The organism is Streptomyces sp. MB09-02B (assembly GCF_033794485.1).
Classification (GTDB): domain Bacteria; phylum Actinomycetota; class Actinomycetes; order Streptomycetales; family Streptomycetaceae; genus Streptomyces.
The window spans coordinates 1-20,240 of record NZ_JARGEE010000032.1 but is presented as its reverse complement, the minus strand read 5'-3'; the positions used below and the strand labels follow the sequence as shown (position 1 = coordinate 20,240).

The window sequence follows — 20,240 nt, the reverse complement described above, 5'->3', positions numbered from 1 at the left end:
ACCTGGCCCCGCGGGGCAGGCGACCCGGCCTCCCGGGTGGCGCGGCCTAATCGAACGCGGCGTCGACGTCCGACAGCTTCACCGCGTACAGCACCCGTTCCGGGATGGGGTCGGTCAGGGTCCAGAGCTCGTCGGTCTCCGGTGAGTAGGAGAGGGAAGCGGTGTGCCGTCCCCAGCAGGCGTACGACCGGATGCCCGACTTCTCGTCGGCCTCGTCCGCCGCGCACCTCGCCGCCCCGGCGCCTTCCTCGTCCTGCCGCCAGAGCGTGCCGTGGCTCTCGCGCTCCTCGGCGGCCTGCTCGACGTACCAGTCCCCCTGGTGGGCGAGGACACCCCGGACACCGGAGGCCTCGGTCACGTACGCCTCGGTGGCGACGGCCTTGCCGGCGCGTCCCGTGGCCGGCAGGCCGGTGCGGTCGGCGGTGATGTCGAGGGCGTAGCGCCAGACGCGGGCGGGCCGTTCGCCGCCCGGCCGGGACCGCTCGCTCACGACGACGCCGGGCGGGGTCGACGTCCGGTCGAGGGAGAGCGAGCCGAGGCAGGGCACCCCGTCGTCGTCCCGCGCGTCACAGCTGCGGCCGCCCGGTGGGGTGTAGGAGGCGACCGCTGGCAGCGCGTACCGGTAGTGGTGGGCCGACCAGCCGTCGCCCGACCTGCCGATCGCCTCACTGTCGGTCACGTCGGCGCGGAGGAAACGGGCCAGGTCGAACACGTACAGGGAGTCGTCCTGCCCGTCCCGGCTCCGTGGGCCCCGTGCGGTGACGATCAGCTTGTCCTCGTACCAGGCCATGCCGCCGAGCCGGGCGCGCAGTCCCTCGAAGCCCCGCTCGTCGGCCGTCGGCACGACCAGCAGGACCCAGCGGTACCTGAGGTTCGACGGGTCACTGGCGTCGACGAACGCGACCCTGGCGAGCCCCCTGTCGTCGGGGCCGCCGGTGCGCGCGCCCGCGGCACGCGTACCCGCGTCGGACGTGGTGCCCTCGGGGGCGACCCTCTCGGCGCCGCTGTGCGTCCAGCCGGACGCGATGACCCGGTTGTCCCGGGACGTGGTGACCGAGCGGGGCACCCACCGGTCGTCGACCGCGTCGCCGGGCTCCCAGCAGTACGCCCGCGCGGCGACCGGCTCGACGGGCAGATTGTCCTTCTCGGTGCTGAAACAGTCGGCCTCGCCGCGCATCGCGTGGTTCGCGCTGCCCAAGACCTGGTCCAGACCGACCCCGCCGCCCATCTCGTCGGTGAGGGTGCGCAGTCCGGCGCTGTCGGTCAGGGTCTCCCGGAGCTGGAGCGCCCGCAGCTCACCGGCCGAGGTGATCGAGGTGAGGGCGCCCGGCGTCTCGCCGCCCGCCGCCTGCGACGTGCTGATCAGGGTGGCCGCCGCCGTGAGCGCCAGCGCGGTCCCCGCCAGGGACGCGCGGAGCGCACGCCCCCTTCTGCGTCGTCGGTGCCTGCCGCGGTGCTTCATCAAACCTCCCGGGGACGGCCAACTGCCTACCCAGAACAAGATCTTGACGGGGAGGCAGGTGGGGCGGCCTGGCAGCGATGCTACGTCAGTGGGACACGTGTCACGCCGAGGTCCCGGGAAATGCAGGGAGATCCCTCACCCGAGGCCATGATCCGTTCACCGGTACGAGAGCGGGGATGTTCGGCCAGGGGCTCAGAGGTTCGGCCCGGCACGCTCGTGCTCCGACGGCCCGTCCGCCCGGAGGAGGCCACCCGGCGCACCACCCCGCGACCGCACCACCCCCGGCGCCACCGAGTGCGGCAACAGGTCCAACGGGCTCTCGGGGAGCAGCACTTCGACGTCGGCACGCTCGGTGAAACGGTACGGCCGGTGGTCCAGGAAGGCACCGAGATAGCGGCGTACCCGGGACATCTCGGCGCGGACCGTGACGGTGCGCCCGGGGTCGCCGAACATGTCGTCGGCGAGCGCGGAGGCGCTGCGTCCACCCCGGTGGAGGGCGAGCAGGTACAGGAGTTCGGCGTGGCGGGGCGTGAGCTCATGGGTCCAGGAGCCCGCGCAGCCGGCGACGGTGACGGTCCAGCCGCGCGGGTGGGAGACGTCGAGCGTGATGTGCGTGGCGGTCGGGACGGCCGCGGGTTCGGCCGCGGGGCGTATCAGCCAGCCCGCCGGCAGCGGTTCGACGGTGCACGGACCGAGCGCGGGGAGCCGGCAGCGGCCGGGGGAGAGGGACTTGGGCAGGGCGACCCGGCCGGTGTACGGCATGCCGGTGACGGCGGCCGTCCAGCCGTCCCGGTCCACGGCGATCGCGCGGCCGCCGATCCGGGCCAGCACCGGAGCGGCCACCGCCCGCAGCTGTTCGAGCGAGGCGAGGTGCAGCTCCCGGAGGTGGGCCTGGGCGAGTTTGGCGACCGAGTCGACCAGCGCGAGCGTGGAGGGGTGCAGGGTCTCCAGCGGGCCGCTGATGTCGACCGCGCCGAGCAGCCGGCCGTCACGCGGGTCGACGATGGGGGCGCCGGTGCAGGTCCACGGGTGCAGGGCGCGCACGAAGTGCTCGGCGGAGAACACCTGGACGGCGCGGCGGGAGACCAGGGGCGTGCCGACGCCGTTCGTGCCGACGGTCTCCTCGCGCCAGTCCGAGCCGATCCCGAGTCCCTGCCCGTCCGCCTTGCGGAGCACGGCCGCACTGCCCTCGCGCCACAGCACCCGGGCGTCCGCGTCCGCGACCATCATGATGTGCTGTGTGGTGTCCGCCAGGGACAGCAGCCCCTCGCGGAGCACCGGCAGGACGTGGCGCAGCCGCGAGGTCCGACGACGGCGCTCGACCTCGTCGCGGCCGAGCAGGTCGGACCGGAAGTCGTGGTCGGGGTCGACGCCGCCGCGCGCCGTGCGGCCCCAGGACTCCCGGATCACGGGGCGCGGGGCGGGTTTCGCGGGCCGCCCGTCGAGGGTGGCGGCGCGCACCTCGCCGAGGATCCGGGCCGCCCGGGCGGCGTCCGTGGCGGTCAGCCGCGTGTCTTCCATCGGCGAGTGCGGCACACGTTCCTCCCCGGCAGGCCGTCCGCTCCACGGCCCCTGGTGGCCGTGGAAGTCCGGATCCGCGCGACGGCATCGACTGCGGGTCTCCCAGTGTGCCGTTCTTCGGCCACGGAGGGGCGGCCTCCGGCCACAGAGCGCGGACGAGTTGCAACCCCCTGCAACCCTGGCGGACCGGCCCGTGCTCCTTGAAACTAGTTCAACGTCGCCCGGTGCGGCGTCTGCGCTCCGCTCCGAGGGGCCACAGAAGCGGGGGTGGTGCCGTGTCGGCGCAGCACCACCCCCGCCTCGGACGGCCCGGTCGCACCACTCGAAAGAGGGGGCGCCCGCCGCGAGGAGGGCTGTCCCCCGTACGGCCGCGGCTCAGCGCACCGGCCGCGCCCGCTCCACCACCGAGGCGAGATCCAGGGTGTGCGGCAGCGTGCCGAACGCCGAGCCCCAGTCGCCGCCGAGCCGGGAGGCGCAGAAGGCGTCGGCGACCGCCGGGGGCGCGTACCGCGTGAGCAACGCCCCCTGGAGGACGAGCGCGAGCCGCTCCACGAGCCTGCGCGCGCGGGCCTCGATGCCGTCCAGGTCGGCGAGTTCGGTCAGCAGTCCCTTGATCGCGCCGTCGAGACGGTGGTCGGCGCCGCGCGCCCGGCCCACCTCCCGCAAGTAGGCGTCGAGGGCCCGCGGTTCGCGTTGCAGCGCCCGCAGCACATCGAGCGCCTGTACGTTCCCGGCGCCCTCCCAGATGGAGTTGAGCGGGGACTCGCGCAGCAGGCGCGGCATGCCGGACTCCTCGACGTAGCCGTTGCCGCCCAGGCACTCGGAGGCCTCCACCACGAGCGGGGCACACCGCTTGGTGACCCAGTACTTGGCGACCGGCACGGCGAGCCGCAAGAACGAGCGTTCGTTCTCGTCGCCCGCCTCGGCCGCGTCGTACGCCGAGGCCAGCCGCATCGCCAGCGTCGTCGCCGCCTCCGACTCCAGCGCCAGATCGGCCAGCACGTTGCGCATCAGCGGCTTGTCCACCAGCCGCCCGCCGAACGCCTCCCGGTACGTGCAGTGATGCACCGCCTGCGCGACCGCCTGCCGCATCAACGAGGCCGCGCCCAGCGCGCAGTCCAGCCGGGTGGCCGCCACCATCCCGATGATGGTGCGCACCCCGCTCCCCTCGTCCCCGACCCGGCGCGCCCACGTCCCGTCGAACTCGACCTCGGCGGAGGCGTTGGACCGGTTGCCCAGCTTCTCCTTCAGCCGCTGGATGCGGAACACGTTCCGCGAGCCGTCCGCCAGCACCCGGGGCACCAGGAAACACGTCAACCCGCCCGGAGCCTGCGCCAGCACCAGGAACCCGTCCGACATCGGCGCCGAGCAGAACCACTTGTGGCCCGTCAGCTCGTACGTCCCGTCCTCGACCAGCGGCCGCGCCGCGCTGGTGTTGGCGCGTACGTCGCTGCCGCCCTGCTTCTCGGTCATGCCCATCCCGAAGAGGGCGCCGGCCTTCTGGTCGGCGGGCCGCATGTCCCAGTCGTAGAGCCGCGACGTCAGCCGCGGCTCCCACTCGGCGGCGAGCGCCGGGTCCGTCCGCAGGGCGGGCACCGCCGCGTGGGTCATGGACAGCGGGCAGCCGTTGCCGGCCTCGACCTGGGTCCACACGACGAACGCCGCCGCCCGCCGCACATGACCCCCGGGCCGGGTCCAGGCCGCCGTCAGCCCCGCCGAGACGCCCTTGCCGAGCAGCCGGTGCCAGGACGGATGGAACTCGACCTCGTCCACCCGGTTCCCGTACCGGTCGTACGCCCGCAGCTTCGGCGGGTTCTCGTTCGCGAGCCGCCCCCACTCCTGCACCTGCGCCGAGCCCGCCGTACGGCCGAACCCCGTCAGCTCGTCCCGCGCCTCCGCCAGGACCTCCGGCGCCAGATGCCGCTCGACCGCCTCCGACAGCACGGCGTCGCCGCCGAAGACGTCGTAGTCCACCAGGGGCGGAGCCTGATTGGTCACTTCGTGGGTGCTGGATGCCATACCGGGAACCTACCCCTCGGTATCGCGTCGTCACGGTGACGCTCGCCGGTCTTCCGGGGCAGGTGTCCGGCGCCGGGGCGGAGCGCCCGGCGCCGGACCGCGGATGCCGACTCAGACCGGCGCCGCCAGCTCGCCCGTCCCCAGGTCTCCCGTGCCGAACTCCTCCTCCGGGTCGAGCACCGCCTCCCCGTACTGCTCCAGCGGCCAGCCCGGCCGGTAGACGGTGTCGAGGTAGCGTTCGCCGAGGTCGGGGGAGACCGCCACCGCCGTGGTGTCGGGCGAGCCGTTGCGGGCCAGCCACTCGGCGGCGCCGCTGACGACCGTGCCCGTGGAGCCCCCGAAGAGGAAGCCCCGGCGGGCCATGCGGTGACAGGCCCGTACGGTGTCGGTCTCCTCCACCCGGACGACGTCGTCGACGTAGGACGCGTCGAGGAGCGGCGGGGTCACGCTCGTGCCGAGCCCCGGGATCATCCGGCGGCCCGGCGCCCCGCCGAACGCGACCGACCCGACGCTGTCCACGGCGACGATCCGCACCCGGCGCCGCCGCTCCCAGAACCACTGGGCGCAGCCCATCAGCGTCCCGGAGGTGCCGACCCCCACGAACAGCACGTCCAGACGCGGGAACTGCCGGGCGACGGCGGGCGCGGTGGTGCGGTAGTGCGCCTGCCAGTTCGCCTCGTTGGTGTACTGGTCCAGCCACACGTACCGCGGGTCGGTGGCGCACAGCGCGCGGACGTACGAGATCCGCGCCCCCAGGAAACCGCCGTGCGGATCCGGCTCGGAGATGACGTGCACCCGGCTGCCCAGCGCCTCGATCACGCGCCGGGTCTGCGGATTGCACCGGGAATCGGTCACGCACAGGAACCGGTAGCCCCGGCTCGCCGCGATCATGCTCAGCGCGACGCCCAGATTGCCGGACGACGACTCCACGAGCGTCGAGCCCGGCCTGAGACGCCCCTCCCGTTCGGCCGCCCGCACCATCTCGGACGCGGCCTTGAGCTTGATCGAGCCGGCGAAGTTGAACCCCTCGCACTTCAGGAAGAGCCTGTGTCCGACGATCTGACGCAGATCGACGTACAGCTCCTCCTCGTTGAAGTCCGTGGGAACGGATATGACTGGCACCGCTGCCCCCCTGGTTGTGCACTGTCGTACTCGCTGCGCCCGGCGGTCAGCCGTGGCGGCGCAGCTCGTGGAAGAAGTCGTCCACGACCCGCAGTCCGCCGGAGCGGGCCACCTGCTCGTGGACATGTGCGCCGACCGCGAGGTCCAGGACCCCGAGGCCGAACGGCGAGAAGACCACCGGACGGTCCGCCGGCACGGTCGCCCGGCCGGTGAGGACGTCGTGGAGCGTTCCGTCGAGGAAGTCCCGCGCCCCGGTGAGCTGTTCGGTCAGGTGTGGTGACGTGTTCGCCTTGAGGCAGTGCTCGACGTCGTCGACGAAGTTCGCCGACGCGAGCAGCACCTCGGGCGCGAGGTCGCGCAGCGACACGTGCAGCACCAGTGGGTTGTGGGCGAACCACTTCGGTTCACGGACGTGCGGTTCGCCCGCGATCGTCGCGAATACCACCAGGTCGCTCGCCCGGATCACGTCCTCGGCGCTGTCGTACACGGCCACGCGCCCGCCCGCGTCGGATCGCTCCAGGTATCCCCGGAACCCGGTCGCGCTGTCGGCGGACAGGTCGTGCACCCCCACCTCCTCGAACGCGAAGCCGGTCGCCGCGAGGAAGGTGTGGACGTACCGGGCGATCAGGCCCGTCCCGAGGAAGCCGACCCGGGTCGGGCGCGGCGCCCCCCGACGCGCGGCGCTCAGCCGGTCGGCCGCCAGCGCCGCCGACGCCGCCGTCCGGGTCGCGCTGATGACCGAGGCCTCCAGGCACGCGAACGGATAGCCGGTGGCGTGGTCGTTGAGGATCAGCACGGCGGACGCGCGCGGCAGCCCGGACGCCGTGTTCTCCGGAAAGCTGGAGATCCACTTCAACCCGTCCACCTGGAACTTCCCGCCCAGCGAGGCGGGCAGCGCGATGATCCGTGAGGAGGGTCGGTCGGGGAAGCGGAGGAAGTACGACGGCGGGTTGACCGTGTCGCCCGTCTCCCCGTCGCCGTGCAGCAGGTAGGCGGACTCGACCAGTTCGACGATCTCCCGTTCCCGGCCCCGCAGGGCCTGCTGCACCTGGGCGCCGGAGATCACGGCGAAACCCGGAACCTCGGTCATGGGAAGCTCACCTCGTCCTTCGCGTCGGAGACGTGCGTGTCGCGGACCTTCGTGTGGCGGCCCGGTGCGTCGTGGCCGGTCTGCCGCACCGGGTCCGCCAGGCCCACCAGCACCTCGCGCGGCCCCTCGTAGGGCTCACGGCTGTGGGCGCAGCGGATGTTGTCGACGAGCAGCAGGTCGCCCGGTCGCCAGGGAGTGCGGACGGTGTGCCTCTCGTAGACCTCGTTGAGCGTCGCGACGACATCGGCGCCGATCGGATCGCCGTCGCCGTAGCGGGTGTTGAAGGGCAGCCCGGCGGGCCCGTACATGTCCACCAGGTACTCGCGGACCTCGGGGTCCATGGTCCATTCGCTGAGGAACGCGATCTGGTTGAACCAGCAGCGGCGGCCGGTCACCGGGTGCCGGAGCACGGCGGCCCGCCGCTGCCGGGTGCGCAGCGAGCCGTCGGGCTGCCAGACGAACTCGATGGAGTGCGCCCGGCAGTACGCCTCGACGACCGTCCGGTCGGCGGTGCCGAACGCCTCGGCGACGGACGCGCCGATCTCGTCGTTGTACGACCGGGTGAGCAGCCAGCCCTCCCGCTCGAACCGCTCGGTCACCTCGGGCGGCAGCGACGCGAGGACGGCCTCGGTGTCCGCGACCCCGGTCGACCCGCCCCGCTCGGCGGCCTCCAGACAGGCGAAGAGCAGCAGACCGGGGAATTCCAGCGCGTAGCTCGACTCGTGGTGCATGCACATCGGCTGGTTGGGCGGCCAGGCCGTCGAGGAGTACACGCCGTCCGCGTCCGCGTACGTCCGGCGCGGCGCGAACGCCTCCTTCTCGGCCGTCAGGGTGTCGGCCACCCCGTGGAAGACCGCGCCGATCTCGGCCGCGTCGCGCAGCCCGAGACCGCGCACGAGCAGCGAACCGTGCTCGGCGACGGCGGCCCGCAGGGCGCCGCGGTGACCGGCTGCCCAGAGGGCGGCGGGTTCGGCGGGGGAGACCGTCACGAACGGCGGCTTGTCGGTGGACAGTTCGATGTCCGGCAGTTCGATGTCCGGTAGGGCGAGGGAGGCCGGGGGCGGCGTCGGCACCGTGTCCTTGCGGCCGCGGCGTGCTCCGCCGCGTCGACGGCTCAGAAAGCTCATGACGACCTCCCGACGGTCTCGGCGGCCGTGCGCGGCGTCCCGGCGTCGGTCGCCGCGCCGGCCCTCGTGTCGAGCAGCCCGGCCAGCCCGGCCAGGGTCGGGTGCGCGGTCACGTCGCTGGGTGACACCGCCCGGTCCAGGGCGACCGCCAGCTTCACCGCCGACAGCGAGGTGCCGCCCCGGTCGAAGAAGTGGTCGTGCCGGCCGATCCGGTCCCGCGGCACCCCGAGCACCTCGGTCCACACGCCGGCCAGCCGCACCTCGGTCGGGGTGAGCGGAGGCTCGCCCGACTCGCCGCGCACCGCGTCGAGTTCCCCGGCCAGCGCGGTCAGCGTCCGCCGGTCGGTCTTGCCGTTCGCGGTCAGCGGCAGGCTCTCCCGCCAGTGGAACACCGACGGCACCATGTACGCCGGCAGCGACGCCGCCAGCCGGTCCCGCAGCTCCTCGCCCGCGAGCGGCCGGCCCGAGTGGAAGGCGACCAGGTGCGCGCCCCTGGCGACCACCACCGCGCCGTCCCGGACGCCCGCCACCTTGAGCAGCGCGTTCTCCACCTCGCCGATCTCGATGCGGAACCCCCGCACCTTGACCTGCGTGTCCCGGCGGCCCAGGAACTCCAGCTTGCCGTCGGGCCGCCAGCGCCCGTGGTCCCCGCTGCGGTAGAGCCGCTCACCGGGCCGGTACGGATCGGTGGTGAACGCCCGCGCCGTGCGCTCCGGATCGTTGACGTACCCGCGCCCCACGCACACCCCGGAGAAGACGATCTCCCCCGGTGCGCCCAGCGGCACGAGCGCGAGGTGCTCGTCGACGACGTACACCCGGACGTTCCGGACGGGACGGCCCAGCGGCACCCGGTCCCCCTCCGGCGCGCGGTCCATCACCTCGTGGTTGGTGTCGTCCGAGGTCTCGGTCAGCCCGTAGGCGTTGACCAGCGGGATTCCCGGCTCGGTGGCGAACCAGCGCTGCGCCAGCTCCTTCTTCAGCGCCTCCCCGGTGACCGACACGCGGCGCAGGTCGGGCAGTTCACGGGGGCGCTGCTCCAGATGGGCGAGGACCGCCTCGAGGTACGACGGCACCACCTGGACCACGTTCGCCCGGCCCTGTGCGATCCGGTCGACGAACCGCTCGACGTCCAGGATCACCTCCTGCTCCACGAGCAGGGTCCGCCCGCCGGCCAGGGGCGCGGCCAGCAACTGCCACAGGGAGATGTCGAAGCACTGGGGCGCGGTCTGCGCGACCACGTCCCCCTCGCCGATGCCGAGGTCGTCGAGCTTGGCGTACAGGTGGTTGACCATCCCGGTGTGCTCGCACATCGCGCCCTTGGGCTCGCCCGTGGAGCCGGAGGTGAAGTAGATGTACGCCAGCCGGTCCGGCCCGATGTCCAGGCCGAGGTCGGAGTCGGGGTGGGCCTCGTCGTAGGCGTCCTCGACCAGCAGCCGCCGCACCCCGGGCAGGGCGGCCAGCGCCCGGTCCAGCGTGGTGGTGCTGCCCCGCTCGGTGAGCACCAGCTCGCAGCCGGCGCGGGCGAGGGTGGTGGCGACGCGTTCGGCGGGGAAGTGCGGCTCGACGGGCAGGTAGGCGCCGCCCGCCTTGAACACCGCGAGGACGGCCGCCATCCAGTCCAGGTTGCGCTCGGTCACCACGGCGACGACGCCCTCGTGCCCGAGGCCTCGCACCAGCAGGGCCCGACTGAGCTGGTTGGCACGGGAGTTGAGCTCGCGGTAGGTCCAGCGCCGGTCGCCGTGGACGGCGGCGACCGCGTCCGGGTGCGCCACCACCCGTTGCTCGAACAGCTCGTGCACCCGGCGGTCGGGCAGTTCGCGTCGTGGACCGGCCAACCCGTCCAGTTGGAGGCGGAGTTCGTCGTCCGCCAGCAGGCTCCCCCGCCCGTGCTCGGCGTCGGGTTCGGTGGCGAGCAGCGTGAGGGCGGTGACGTGGTACCCGGCGATCCGTGCCGCGGCCTCCTCGTCGAGTACGTCCGTGCGGTACCGCAGCCGCAGCGCCGGACCGTCGTCCCGGTGCACCAGCCCGACCCTGAGGACCACGTCCTCGTCGAGATCGCCGTCGCCCCCGCTCGTGTCGAGCACAGTTTCGAACGGCGGTTCCTCGATGCCGAGTTCGTGCCGCAGAGCGGGCACCGGGAAGGCGGCGTGGGTCAGCAGCTCGGCGGTGGCCCGGCGGGTGCGCTCCAGCAGCACGCGCCAGGTGCCGCCGGGCGCGACGGTGAGCCGGCAGGGCAGCAGCCGGCCGTCCTCCCGCCAGCCGGTGGTGATCTCGGCCTCGCCCGACAGCGCGGCGAGCACCCCGGCGTGCGCGGCGAGCAGTGCGGCCGTCCCGTCCGCCGCCGTCAACAGCCCTACGGGAAGGGGGACTTCGTAGGCGGCGGCCCCTTTCGCCGGGTCGGCGCTCCACCGCGGTACCGCGGTCCGCCCCCCGGCGGTGAGCACCTCGTGCCAGTACTTCCGGGCAGCGTCGCCCGACTCCAACAGATCCATGTTCTTTCCCCCGATTACCGTGTTCCGGTGGTCTCCGTCGCCGGGTTCCCGCCCCAGCGCGCGTGCGGCGGCACCTCCTCGCCCTTCATCAGGAAGGAGTCGGGCGCCAGTACGGCCCCCTCGCCCAGCGTCACGCCGTAGTGGACGAACGCCTGGACCTCCAGCGTGCTGCCGGCGCCGATCGTGACGTGGTCGGACTTGAAGGTGCCGTCCTCCTGCGAATGCGCCTGGATCTTGCTGCCGGCGGCGAGCGTGCAGTCGTCCCCGACGACTGTCAGCGTCCGCTCGGTGATGTAGGCCCCGTCGTCGAAGACCCGGCGTCCGATCCGGACCCCGAGCAGCCGCCAGACGAGGTTCTTGTACGGGGTGCCGTCGAGGATCTGCAGGTGGGTGTCGGGCAGCTTCCACAGCCGCTCCTGCCGCCAGAAGACGGGGTCGTAGATGGAGCAGAGCCGGGGCCGCAGGGGTCGGAAGCCGGTCAGGGTCCGTTCGACCAGCGCGTAGTAGAGGGCGTTGAAGACCAGTGCCGCCAGGGGCAGCGCGGCGAGCGCGAGCGGTCCACCGATGCCCTGCCCGTGGCCGTACAGGTCGAAGGCCGCGAAGCCGAGGACGGTGAGCGCGAAGGTGTGCAGCCAGCGAAGGAACAGGAACAGTGCCATCGAGCGCAGGTTGAAGCGGTTCTTCGCGGTGAGCCTGCGATGGAGCTCGTCGCCCTCGCGCAGATGGTCGAAGCGGCTGTCGCGCTCGACCGAGCGGGGTATCTCGAAAGGCGGTGAGCCGAGCAGCCCGACGCCTTCGCGGATCTCGCCGTCGAGGGGCACCAGCACCTTGGTGGCCAGCAGGCAGTTCTCGCCGGTCCGGCCGCCGATGGGGTAGGCGATGGCGTTTCCGAGGAAGTTGTGGCCGCCGATCGCCGTCCGGGAGACCCGGAAGGACGTGCCGGAGTAGTCCGCGTTCATGACCGAGAGGCCGTCGGCGACCATCGTGCCGCTGCCGACCTTCACCAGGTACGGCGTCTCGTGCCGCACCTCGCTGCCGAAGTTGGACCCGGTCTGCTCGACGCGCGAGAGGTCGTATCCGAGGGCCTTGAGGCAGGGCACGATGTACGAGCTGTCGCCGCACAGCCACGTGAAGAACTTGAGGTTGGTCAGGCGGGCGATCGCGCGGTGCACCGAGTAGTGGAAGCCGTACAGCGGATAGACGCGGTCGGGCTGCACCAGCGGCCGCAGCAGCCTCGGTACGGCGAACGCCAGGACGGCTCCGACGACGATCGAGCCCGCGAACAGCGTGAGCGACAGGGCCGCCGCCTCGATGTAGAAGCGCGCCGAGGTGGTGTGCCGGGACGCCGGGTCGAGCAGGGTGTCCAGCTCGGGCGCGGCGGTGAGCAGCAGATAGGCGCCGCAGATGGCCAGCGGCACGTACAGCAGCAGGGTCTGGAGCAGGGCGGCGAGACCGTATCCGGCCCGGCGCAGCGTGCCGCGGGGGAGCGGGGGGACCCGGATGTGGTCCACCTCCGTGGGGCAGGCCGGTGAGCCGTGCCAGCTCTCTCCGGCCGGGACGGACTCGCCGGCGCGCAGTGCGGAGGAGTGGCCGAGCTGGGAGCCGTCGCCCAGGGCGGTGCCGATGTCGAGGACGGTGTGTTCGCCGACGAAGGCGTCGCGGCCGAGGGTGACGGTGCCGGTGCGGATGTGCCCGGCGCGCGCCCGGTAGCAGAGGAAGTAGGAGTCCTTGCGGATGACCGTGCCCGCGCCGATGGTCAGCAGGTCGGTGCAGACCGGCAGGGTGCGGCTGAGGATCGTGACGCCCGGTCCGATGCGGGCGCCGAGGGCCCGCAGGTACAGCACGTACAGCGGGTTGCCGACGAACAGGGTCATCGGGCTGGTGCGCAGCAGGGCCTTGACGAGCCAGAACCGCAGGTAGGCCGGCCCCCACACGGGGAACTCCCGCGGCTTCCACCGCCCGATCAGCAGCCACTTCGCGGCGACCGGCAGGGTGCACAGGGCGAGGAAGGCCAGCGCGCCGAAGACGGCCGAGCGCAGGTAGACCTCGACCACGCCGGAGGCGTCCGCCACCCACTCGTACCCCTGTACGTATCCGGAGGTGGCGAGCAGGCAGTAGCCGGCGAAGAGGAGCAACTGCAGCGCCCCGCACAGGACATAGCGGAACGTGCTGCCCGGGGGCACGGTCTCGGCGGGCTCGGGCGGGGCGGCCGGTGGTGGGGGCGCCTCGGTCAGGGCGGTGGCCAGGCTGCGGATCGTCGGGTGACCGTAGACGTCCCGGATGGACACCGACGGCAGATCGGGGTGCTTCCTGACGCGGGCACAGAAATGCGCCATCGTCAGTGAGTTGGCACCGAGGTCGTCGAAGAAATGGCTTTCTGCGGGCACGTGTTCGATGTGTACGACTCCGGACAGCACTTCGGCGAGGAGTCGCTCGACGGCGGTGTACGATTCCGCCGCGTCCGGCTCGGCCCCCTGGACCTCGCCCGGTATTTCCACCACGGGTCGTGGCGCTGGCAATGTCATTGAATTTCTCCGCGACAGGTATTGCGATGGAAGGCGCCCGGGGGTGAACGGGACGGCGCGCGGAATGACAGAAGGAGGGGGGAGGAGTTGCGGGAACGGAAAGCGGTGACGGCTGTGGCGGAACTGATCAGGCCTGGTCGGAGCCTTGACTGATCCCCCGGTGTGTGCTGTGCCGGCATCTGGTCCAGAGGGGCGCAGCTGAATGCAATCCGGATTCTTTCGGTACATTCGGGAACGGGTCAAGGGAGGTCCGGTGATTGACGCTTTCCCGCCGCTTCTTCGATCTCGTCCGACCTGTCGGAACCGGACCCGTATGCCGCTTCAGCGGGGAACTTTCCACAAGGCCGGTACAAACACGCTCGCTCCTTCCGCTTCCGTCCCCTCATTGATTCAGCCAGCACGTTCATGACAGAAAAAGCGATTCGGAATCACCTTTGGTTTCTGCTGGGTTTCCTTTTGTTCGCTGCCCCGTGACGCGACCGGAGGGGACCGTGCGCCGCACGCGGACCCTGGCGCGGCAGGCGGCACCGGGAGGTGAGGGCGGCACGCGCAGGCGGATACCGTTAGGGCGTGCAGCCAGCAAGTCAGTCTCCCCCACCGTCGGAGAGCCCCCATGGGCGTCTCCACCGCGCCCGCGCCCTCTACCGGGACGTCTCCAAGCGCAGGACCGCCTGGCTGCTCCTGAAGGACACCGTCAACTCCTGCATCGAGTACCGCATCCTGGGCCTCGCGGCCGAGGCGGCGTTCTTCACGCTGCTCTCCGTGCCGCCGCTGCTGCTCAGCATGATCGGCCTGCTCGGCTACGTCGACGACTGGACCGGCGCCGACACCATCGCCAGCCTGGAGCTCAACCTCCTGGAGGCGTCGCGCACCGTCCTGTCCGAGAAGGGCGTCGCGCAGATCGCGCAGCCCATCCTGGACGACGTGATGAAGGGCGGTCGTCCCGACGTCATCTCCATAGGCTTCCTGTTCGCCCTGTGGTCCGGCTCCCGCGCGGTCAACGTCTTCATCGACACCATCACCGTCATGTACGGCCTCGACGGCGTCCGCGGCATCGTCAAGACCCGGCTCATGGCGTTCCTGCTGTTCATCGTGGCCCTGCTGATCGGCTCGATCGCCCTGCCGCTGATGGTCGCGGGGCCCGACGCCGTGGTCCGGATCGTCCCGTGGTCGGCGACCGTCGTCCAGGTCCTCTACTGGCCCGTCGTCATCGTCCTGTCCATCGTGTTCCTGACGACGCTCTACCACGTGTCGGTGCCGGTCCGTTCCCCCTGGGTCGAGGACGTCCCCGGCGCCCTGGTCGCCCTCGGCATGTGGGTGCTGGGCAGCTTCCTGCTCCGCATCTACCTGACGAACACGGTCGAGGGCGCGACGATCTACGGCTCCCTGGCGGCCGCCGTCGCCGTCCTCCTGTGGATCGGTGTGGGCGCCTTCGCCGTCCTCGTCGGCGCCGCCGTCAACGCCGCGATCGACCGTGTCTGGCCCGCCGCCGCCACGGCCGCCGCCCGCGCCGCCAACGAGCGCCTCCGCGAGGAACAGGCCGCCGAGTACGTCGCCCGCGCCGCCGCCGCCCGCACCCACGACCCGGAGGACCCCGACATGCCCTCCGAGTTCCCCGAACGCTGGTCCCGCTTCCTGCCCCCGGAGGACGTCACGTCGAGACTCCGGTCACCGGTGAAGAAGGGGGAGGAATAGGGCGCGACAGGGGCCCGGCGAGCGGCACGTCGTTCGGGTGCCGGGTGCCGGGTGCCGGGTGCCGGGTGCCGGGTGCCGGGTGCTGGGTGCCGGGTGCCGGCAGGTTTTTGCTGTCCCGCGCGTCCCTGGACGGTGACCCGGCAGCAACCGGTCGCGCGGCACCCCCCTTGGCCACGGGCGTAGCCTTTCGGTGTGTATGCGGAGAGGGCCTCTCGGCTGGGTGGGGCCGTGGTGTGGACCCACGGTCCGAGCGGGCAGGGTGTGGGGCGCGTCCTGCCCGACGGGTGCATGGATCTGCTGTGGCACGACGGGCGGCTGCTGGTCGCCGGGCCGGACACGACGGCGTACGTCACCGAGGGGCGGTCCGGCAGTTGGGCAGGGCTGCGGTTCTTCCCCGGGCAGGCGCCCGGCTTCCTGGGGGTGCCCGCGCACGAGCTGCGGGACCGGCGGGTGGAGCTGGCCGAGCTGTGGTCGCCGGCGGTGGTGCGGCGGCTCACCGCCCGGGTGAACGCGGCAGCCGATCCGGCGAGCGGCCTCGAAGAGGTGGTCCTGGAGCGGGCGGCCGAGGTCGGGCGGCCCGACCCGGTGCTGCGGCAGGTCGTGGACGCCCTCGACGCGGGCCGGCCGGTCGCGGCGACCGCCGACGAACTCGGGCTCGGAGCACGGCAGTTGCACCGAAAGTCGCTCGCCGCGTTCGGGTACGGTCCGAAGACACTGGGCCGGGTGCGGCGGCTGCAACGCGCGCTCGCGCTCGCCCGGGACGGTGTTCCCTACGCCGAGACGGCGGCCCGGAGCGGGTACGCCGACCAGGCGCATCTCGCCCGAGACGTACGGGACTTGGCGGGGCTGCCACTCGGCGAACTGCTCGGCGGGCGGTAGCCGCGACGGGGGCTACGCGCCGCCTGCGGCCGTCGGCAGGGGTGCGAAGAGGTCGACGCCGTTGCCGTCGGGGTCGAGGACCACGGCGTAGCGCTGGCCCCACACCGCGTCCCACGGCTTGAGTTCACCGTGGTAACCGGCGGTGGTCAACTCCTCGTACACCGCGTCGACTTCGGCCGGACTGTCGCACAGCAGGGCCAGCCCGGCGCCGCCGCCCGTCCCCGGGCGGTACTCCGGGTGGAAGGAGCGGACGGTCTCCTCGGTGTCGAGCAGCAGCCGCAGCCCGCCCGGGAGTTCGGCCTCGGCGTGCGGCAGGTTCTCTGCGCCCTCGGGGAAGGCGAAACCGAGCCGGCGGTAGAAGGTGACGGAGGCGGCCATGTCCGAGGCCACCATCCCGATCGCATCGAGTCGTGGAGTCATGCGGCCACCGTAGGCGACGGGCGAGGGCCGGTCTTGAAGGAATCGGACAGCGGAGCAAGCGCTCTCACGGAACGGAGTCTCTGGCTCACCTGTGGAACATCTGTGCGGCAGGATGGCGAATCCGCCGGCGCCTCGGGCTGAGCCCTGGGTGAAGCCGCCCACCGGCGCGGTGCGGCGCGTCAGCGATCAGGGCGTACGAGGCAGCGATCAGGGCGTGTGAGTCACCGATCAGGACGTGCCGCCCGCCTGCTGCGGTCCGAACGCCGTCATGAAGCGGTCGCGGAACTTGTCCATCCGCCACGTCGGAGTGGAGTCGGCCGGCTTCAGCCCGTCCGTCCAGCCCCAGTCGGAGATCTTGTCCAGCACCTCGGGGTCCTGGGCGACGATCGACACCGGCACGTCGTGACTGGGGTTGTCGCCGGTGACCGTCTTGTTGGGCTGGTGGTCGCCGAGGAAGACCAGCACCGTGTCCTTCGAGCCGTACTTCGCGACGAAGTCGACGAGGCTGGTCACCGAGTACTGGATGGACTTGCGGTACTCGTCCCGGACGGCCAGCGGATCCTTCCAGACCTCCGTCGGGTTCTTGCCCTCGGCCTTCTGGAGGGAGTGGTAGACCGAGCCGTCCCCGATCTCCGACTCGGGAATCGTGCTCGGGATCGGTGCCCACGGGTTGTGGCTGGAGGTCAGGATGATCTCCGCCATCATCGGCTTCCGGTCCTCCCTGCCGTGCTCCAGCTCCTGGAAGGCCTTCAGCGTGTACTGGTCGGGCATGGTGGACCAGCTGAACTTCGGCCCCTGGTAGCCCAGTTGGTCGGAGTCGTAGATGTGGTCAAGCCCGAAGTACTTGCCCTCGGGCCAGGTCTTCTGGGTGCCTGGCACGATACCGACCGTGCGCCAGGCGCCGGTGCGGCGAAACGCCTCGGTGAGGGTGAGCCGGTCGCTCGCGACGAGGTTGTTGTACCGGGACTGGTTCTTGATCCACAGACCGGACAGGAACGTGGAGTGCCCCAGCCAGCTGCCGGCGCCCGTGATGGGGGAGCGCAGCCAGCCGCTCCGCGAGGCGAAACCGGCGTCCTTCAGCTCCTGCGTCTTCTGCGCGAGGGTCTCACCGAGCGGTTCGCCCATCCGCGGGTCGTCGATCGCGGAACGGCCGTAACTCTCGATGAACGTGATCAGTACGTCCTTGCCGCGCAGGCCCGTCAGCAGCTGGTCCGGCGGTACGTCGGCGAAGGCGTCCACCGCGGCCTGCTTGCGGAACGCCTCGCCGTCCTTCAGGCCTTCGCCGACCGCCTTGATCCGGTTCTCCACGAGGGTCGCCGCGCTGTGCGAGGCCACCGGGACGTCGGATATCTCCAGCGTCAGCGTCGAGCAGGTGATCCACGCGGTCCCCAGAACGAGGAGCGTACGGCTCGTCGTGTGCCGGTTGCGCACCATCAGCCTGCTCAGTCGTACGACCGCGAGCGTCATCAGCACGGGCAGCGCCAGTGCGAGCGCGATCACCCCGACGGTCGCGGCCTGGGCGGCCGCCCCACCGAGCGAGTCCTTCATGAACGACTGCGCGTCGTCCAGCAGGATCCAGTCCAGCACCAGGTCGAACGGGCGGTCCAGGGTCCAGTACGACCCCATGTCCAGCGCCTTGACGATCACCAGGAGGCCGAGCACCACGCCGACCACCACGACCGCCACCCGCCGCGCCCTCGCGGGCAGCACCAGCAGCAGCCCCGCGACGAGGATGCCCTCCGCCGGGATCCGCAGGAACCGGCCGAGGTCGAACTCCATGATGTCGTTCGGCATGACGAGCGCGACCAGGACGAGCACGAGGGCCAGCCCCGTCACGGCCCAGGCGACGCCACGCGCGGCCCGGGGGTGACGCGCGCGCCAGCCGGGGGAAGGGGATGCGGCGGGTGCGGGTTCGGGTGTGGGTTGGGGCGCGGGTGCGTCGGCCTCGGCTGTGGGGACATCCGTCTCGGGTTCGGGGAGGTCCTTCTCGGGGTGCGCCCGGTCTGCAGGGAGGGTGGGCTCGTGGTCCTCCTCGGGCTTCTCCGACTCGACCTCGGCTTCCGGCTCGACTTGTTCCTCGACCTCGACCTCGACCTCGACCTCGGCCTCGTCGGCCGTTTCCTCCTGGGGTTTCTCCGCCGTCTCCGCCGTCTCCGCCTGCGCCTCCGCCGTCGGGTTCGGCTCCGCGACCGCGTCCTGCTTCGGAGGGGCGGCGTCCTCCGGGGCCTTGTCGTCGTCCGGCGCCGGAGTCGGTCCCGGAAGCTGCGGAGAGCGTGTGTGCGACAACCCGAAGGTCCTTCCCTGTGGAGCATGTGGAGCTCAGTGCTGGTGGAGCGGAGTGGGCCGGGGGCCGCGGGACCGCCGGGACACCCGATTGGCCATCCCTACCCGTACGGTCCCATGACGCCCACCGTTCACCCGAACCGAGGCCCTCCGCAACCACTTCACCGAAACCACGACGCACCCCGCCGCACCTGCTCAGCCCGTGCGCGGCGCCCCCGTGCTGGCCCGCTCCACCAGCCGCGTCGACAACTCGGTGCGTGTGCCCTCCGGTTGGTCGCCCTCCATCATCCGTACCAGCAGCCGTAGCGCGGTCTGGGCCATCTCCGAGAGCGGCTGGCGGACGGTGGTCAGGCCGGGAGTCGCCCAGCGGGCCTCGGGAAGGTCGTCGAATCCGACCACGCTGATGTCGTCCGGCACCCGCATCCCCCGCTCGGCCAGTGCCTCGTAGACGCCGAGGGCCATCTTGTCCGAGCAGACGAACACGGCGGTCGGCGGCTCGGGGAGGTCGAGCAGTTGCAGCATGCGGTGCCGGGCGGCGGTCTCCATGAAGTTGCCGTAGCGGACGTACTCCGGCCGGTACGGGAGGCCCGCGGCTGTCAGCGCCGAGCGGTAGCCCGCGACCCGGGCGCTGCTGCACATCTTGCGCCGGTAACCGGCGATCACGGCGATCCGCTCGTGCCCCAGGGACAGCAGATGGTCGGTGGCGGTCGTCCCGCCCTGCCAGTTGGCGGCGCCCACGGAGACCACGCCGGGCGGCGGTTCCAGGACCGGGTCGATCAGCACGAACGGGATGCGGTGCTGGGTGAGCCAGGAGTACTGGGCGGGGGAGAGTTCGGCCAGGTTGAACAGGACGCCGGCCGACCCGCGGGCGGTCAGCTTGTCGAACCAGCCGCGTTCGGGGCGGGCGCCCCGGGTACGGGTCAGGCCGGCCGAGACGACGACCTCCAGACCGGCGTCATGGGCGGCCTGCTCGACACCGTGCAGTACGGCGCCCGACCAGGAGCTCTCCAGGGAGTGCACCACCAGGTCGACCATGCGTGGCGGCTTGGACGCCTCGAACCGGGGTCTGCGGACATAGCCGAGCCGGTCCAACGCCTCGGTGACCCGGCGCCTGGTCTCGGGGGCCACGTCCTCGCGGCCGTTGACCACCTTCGAGGCCGTGGGCACGGACACCCCGGCCTCGCGTGCCACCACCGCCAGCGTCGGCCCGGCCGTCGCGCTCCCGCCACGCACCATCGCGACTCCACCTCTCAGGGCCCGTCCCGAGGGCCGGTGAAATTATCGAACAGCGCTCCGCACACGGCCGGATCCCGAGCCGCGTAGCAAGCGCTTCCTACGGTAAGCCCAACTCAACACGGCGGGAAGAAGCAGGGATTCAGAGGACCATCTCAACCAAAACTTTCGAAACCTCGAACAAGCGGGCACTGCGGGGCGCGCACGGGAGGAGGGGGAGGTGGGAGCGGAATTTGCGGGGCCGGGGTGGTCGACGGGCCGAACGCATGGGTGACGGGCGGCCCCTGGAGCGGCCGAAGGGCCCCGGCCAGGTGGGTGCCGGGGCTGTGACGTTCGGGTGGTCGGGTCGGGGGCCGGAGTTCGGGGGAGACG

13 protein-coding genes are annotated in these 20,240 nt (G+C 72.1%); 2 read left to right on the top strand and 11 right to left on the bottom strand.

Annotation, left to right across the window (positions count from 1 at the left end):
- Positions 1-46: 46 nt before the first annotated feature.
- From P1P70_RS07405 to P1P70_RS07370, 8 genes are all read right to left on the bottom strand, one after another.
- Positions 47-1,462 (bottom strand): hypothetical protein, encoded by a 1,416-nt coding sequence (locus P1P70_RS07405; protein WP_319235610.1) that lies wholly within the window; start codon positions 1,460-1,462, stop codon positions 47-49.
- Positions 1,463-1,654: 192 nt separating this feature from the next.
- The gene (locus P1P70_RS07400) at positions 1,655-2,983 is read right to left on the bottom strand and encodes a helix-turn-helix domain-containing protein (protein WP_319235639.1); all 1,329 of its coding nucleotides are present in this window, start codon (positions 2,981-2,983) and stop codon (positions 1,655-1,657) included.
- 375 nt (positions 2,984-3,358) lie between these two features.
- Positions 3,359-5,002, bottom strand: a complete 1,644-nt coding sequence (locus P1P70_RS07395; RefSeq protein ID WP_319235608.1) for an acyl-CoA dehydrogenase family protein — start codon at positions 5,000-5,002, stop codon at positions 3,359-3,361.
- A 111-nt stretch (positions 5,003-5,113) separates the two neighbouring features.
- Positions 5,114-6,124, bottom strand: a complete 1,011-nt coding sequence (gene sbnA, locus P1P70_RS07390; RefSeq protein WP_319235606.1) for a 2,3-diaminopropionate biosynthesis protein SbnA — start codon at positions 6,122-6,124, stop codon at positions 5,114-5,116.
- A 46-nt stretch (positions 6,125-6,170) separates the two neighbouring features.
- Positions 6,171-7,214 carry a 2,3-diaminopropionate biosynthesis protein SbnB gene (gene sbnB, locus P1P70_RS07385; RefSeq protein ID WP_319235604.1) on the bottom strand — a complete coding sequence of 348 codons (1,044 nt, stop codon included), beginning with the start codon at positions 7,212-7,214 and terminating at the stop codon, positions 6,171-6,173.
- A complete protein-coding gene (locus P1P70_RS07380) occupies positions 7,211-8,341 on the bottom strand; it encodes a TauD/TfdA family dioxygenase (protein ID WP_319235603.1) in 1,131 nt (376 codons plus the stop codon). Before P1P70_RS07380 ends, sbnB begins: the two co-directional genes overlap by 4 nt.
- A complete protein-coding gene (locus P1P70_RS07375) occupies positions 8,338-10,833 on the bottom strand; it encodes an amino acid adenylation domain-containing protein (RefSeq protein WP_319235602.1) in 2,496 nt (831 codons plus the stop codon). Before P1P70_RS07375 ends, P1P70_RS07380 begins: the two co-directional genes overlap by 4 nt.
- A 14-nt stretch (positions 10,834-10,847) precedes the next feature.
- Positions 10,848-13,334: a Pls/PosA family non-ribosomal peptide synthetase gene (locus P1P70_RS07370; RefSeq protein WP_319235600.1), complete on the bottom strand. Its 2,487-nt coding sequence runs from the start codon at positions 13,332-13,334 to the stop codon at positions 10,848-10,850.
- A 594-nt stretch (positions 13,335-13,928) separates the two neighbouring features.
- Here P1P70_RS07370 and P1P70_RS07365 point away from each other — a divergent pair.
- Positions 13,929-15,053, top strand: a complete 1,125-nt coding sequence (locus P1P70_RS07365) for a YihY/virulence factor BrkB family protein (RefSeq protein WP_319235598.1) — start codon at positions 13,929-13,931, stop codon at positions 15,051-15,053.
- Positions 15,054-15,245: 192 nt separating this feature from the next.
- Positions 15,246-15,932 carry a helix-turn-helix domain-containing protein gene (locus P1P70_RS07360; RefSeq protein ID WP_319235596.1) on the top strand — a complete coding sequence of 229 codons (687 nt, stop codon included), beginning with the start codon at positions 15,246-15,248 and terminating at the stop codon, positions 15,930-15,932.
- Positions 15,933-15,944: 12 nt separating this feature from the next.
- On the opposite strand, the gene P1P70_RS07355 is transcribed toward P1P70_RS07360, so the two are convergent.
- The 3 genes from P1P70_RS07355 to P1P70_RS07345 form a co-directional block, all read right to left on the bottom strand.
- The gene (locus P1P70_RS07355; RefSeq protein ID WP_319235595.1) at positions 15,945-16,352 is read right to left on the bottom strand and encodes a VOC family protein; all 408 of its coding nucleotides are present in this window, start codon (positions 16,350-16,352) and stop codon (positions 15,945-15,947) included.
- A 228-nt stretch (positions 16,353-16,580) separates the two neighbouring features.
- Complete coding sequence (locus P1P70_RS07350; protein WP_319235594.1) at positions 16,581-18,638, bottom strand: sulfatase; 2,058 nt, start codon at positions 18,636-18,638, stop codon at positions 16,581-16,583.
- A gap of 192 nt (positions 18,639-18,830) precedes the next feature.
- Positions 18,831-19,871, bottom strand: coding sequence for a LacI family DNA-binding transcriptional regulator (locus P1P70_RS07345; protein ID WP_319235592.1), 1,041 nt, complete (start codon positions 19,869-19,871; stop codon positions 18,831-18,833).
- Between the last annotated feature and the right edge of the window lie 369 nt (positions 19,872-20,240).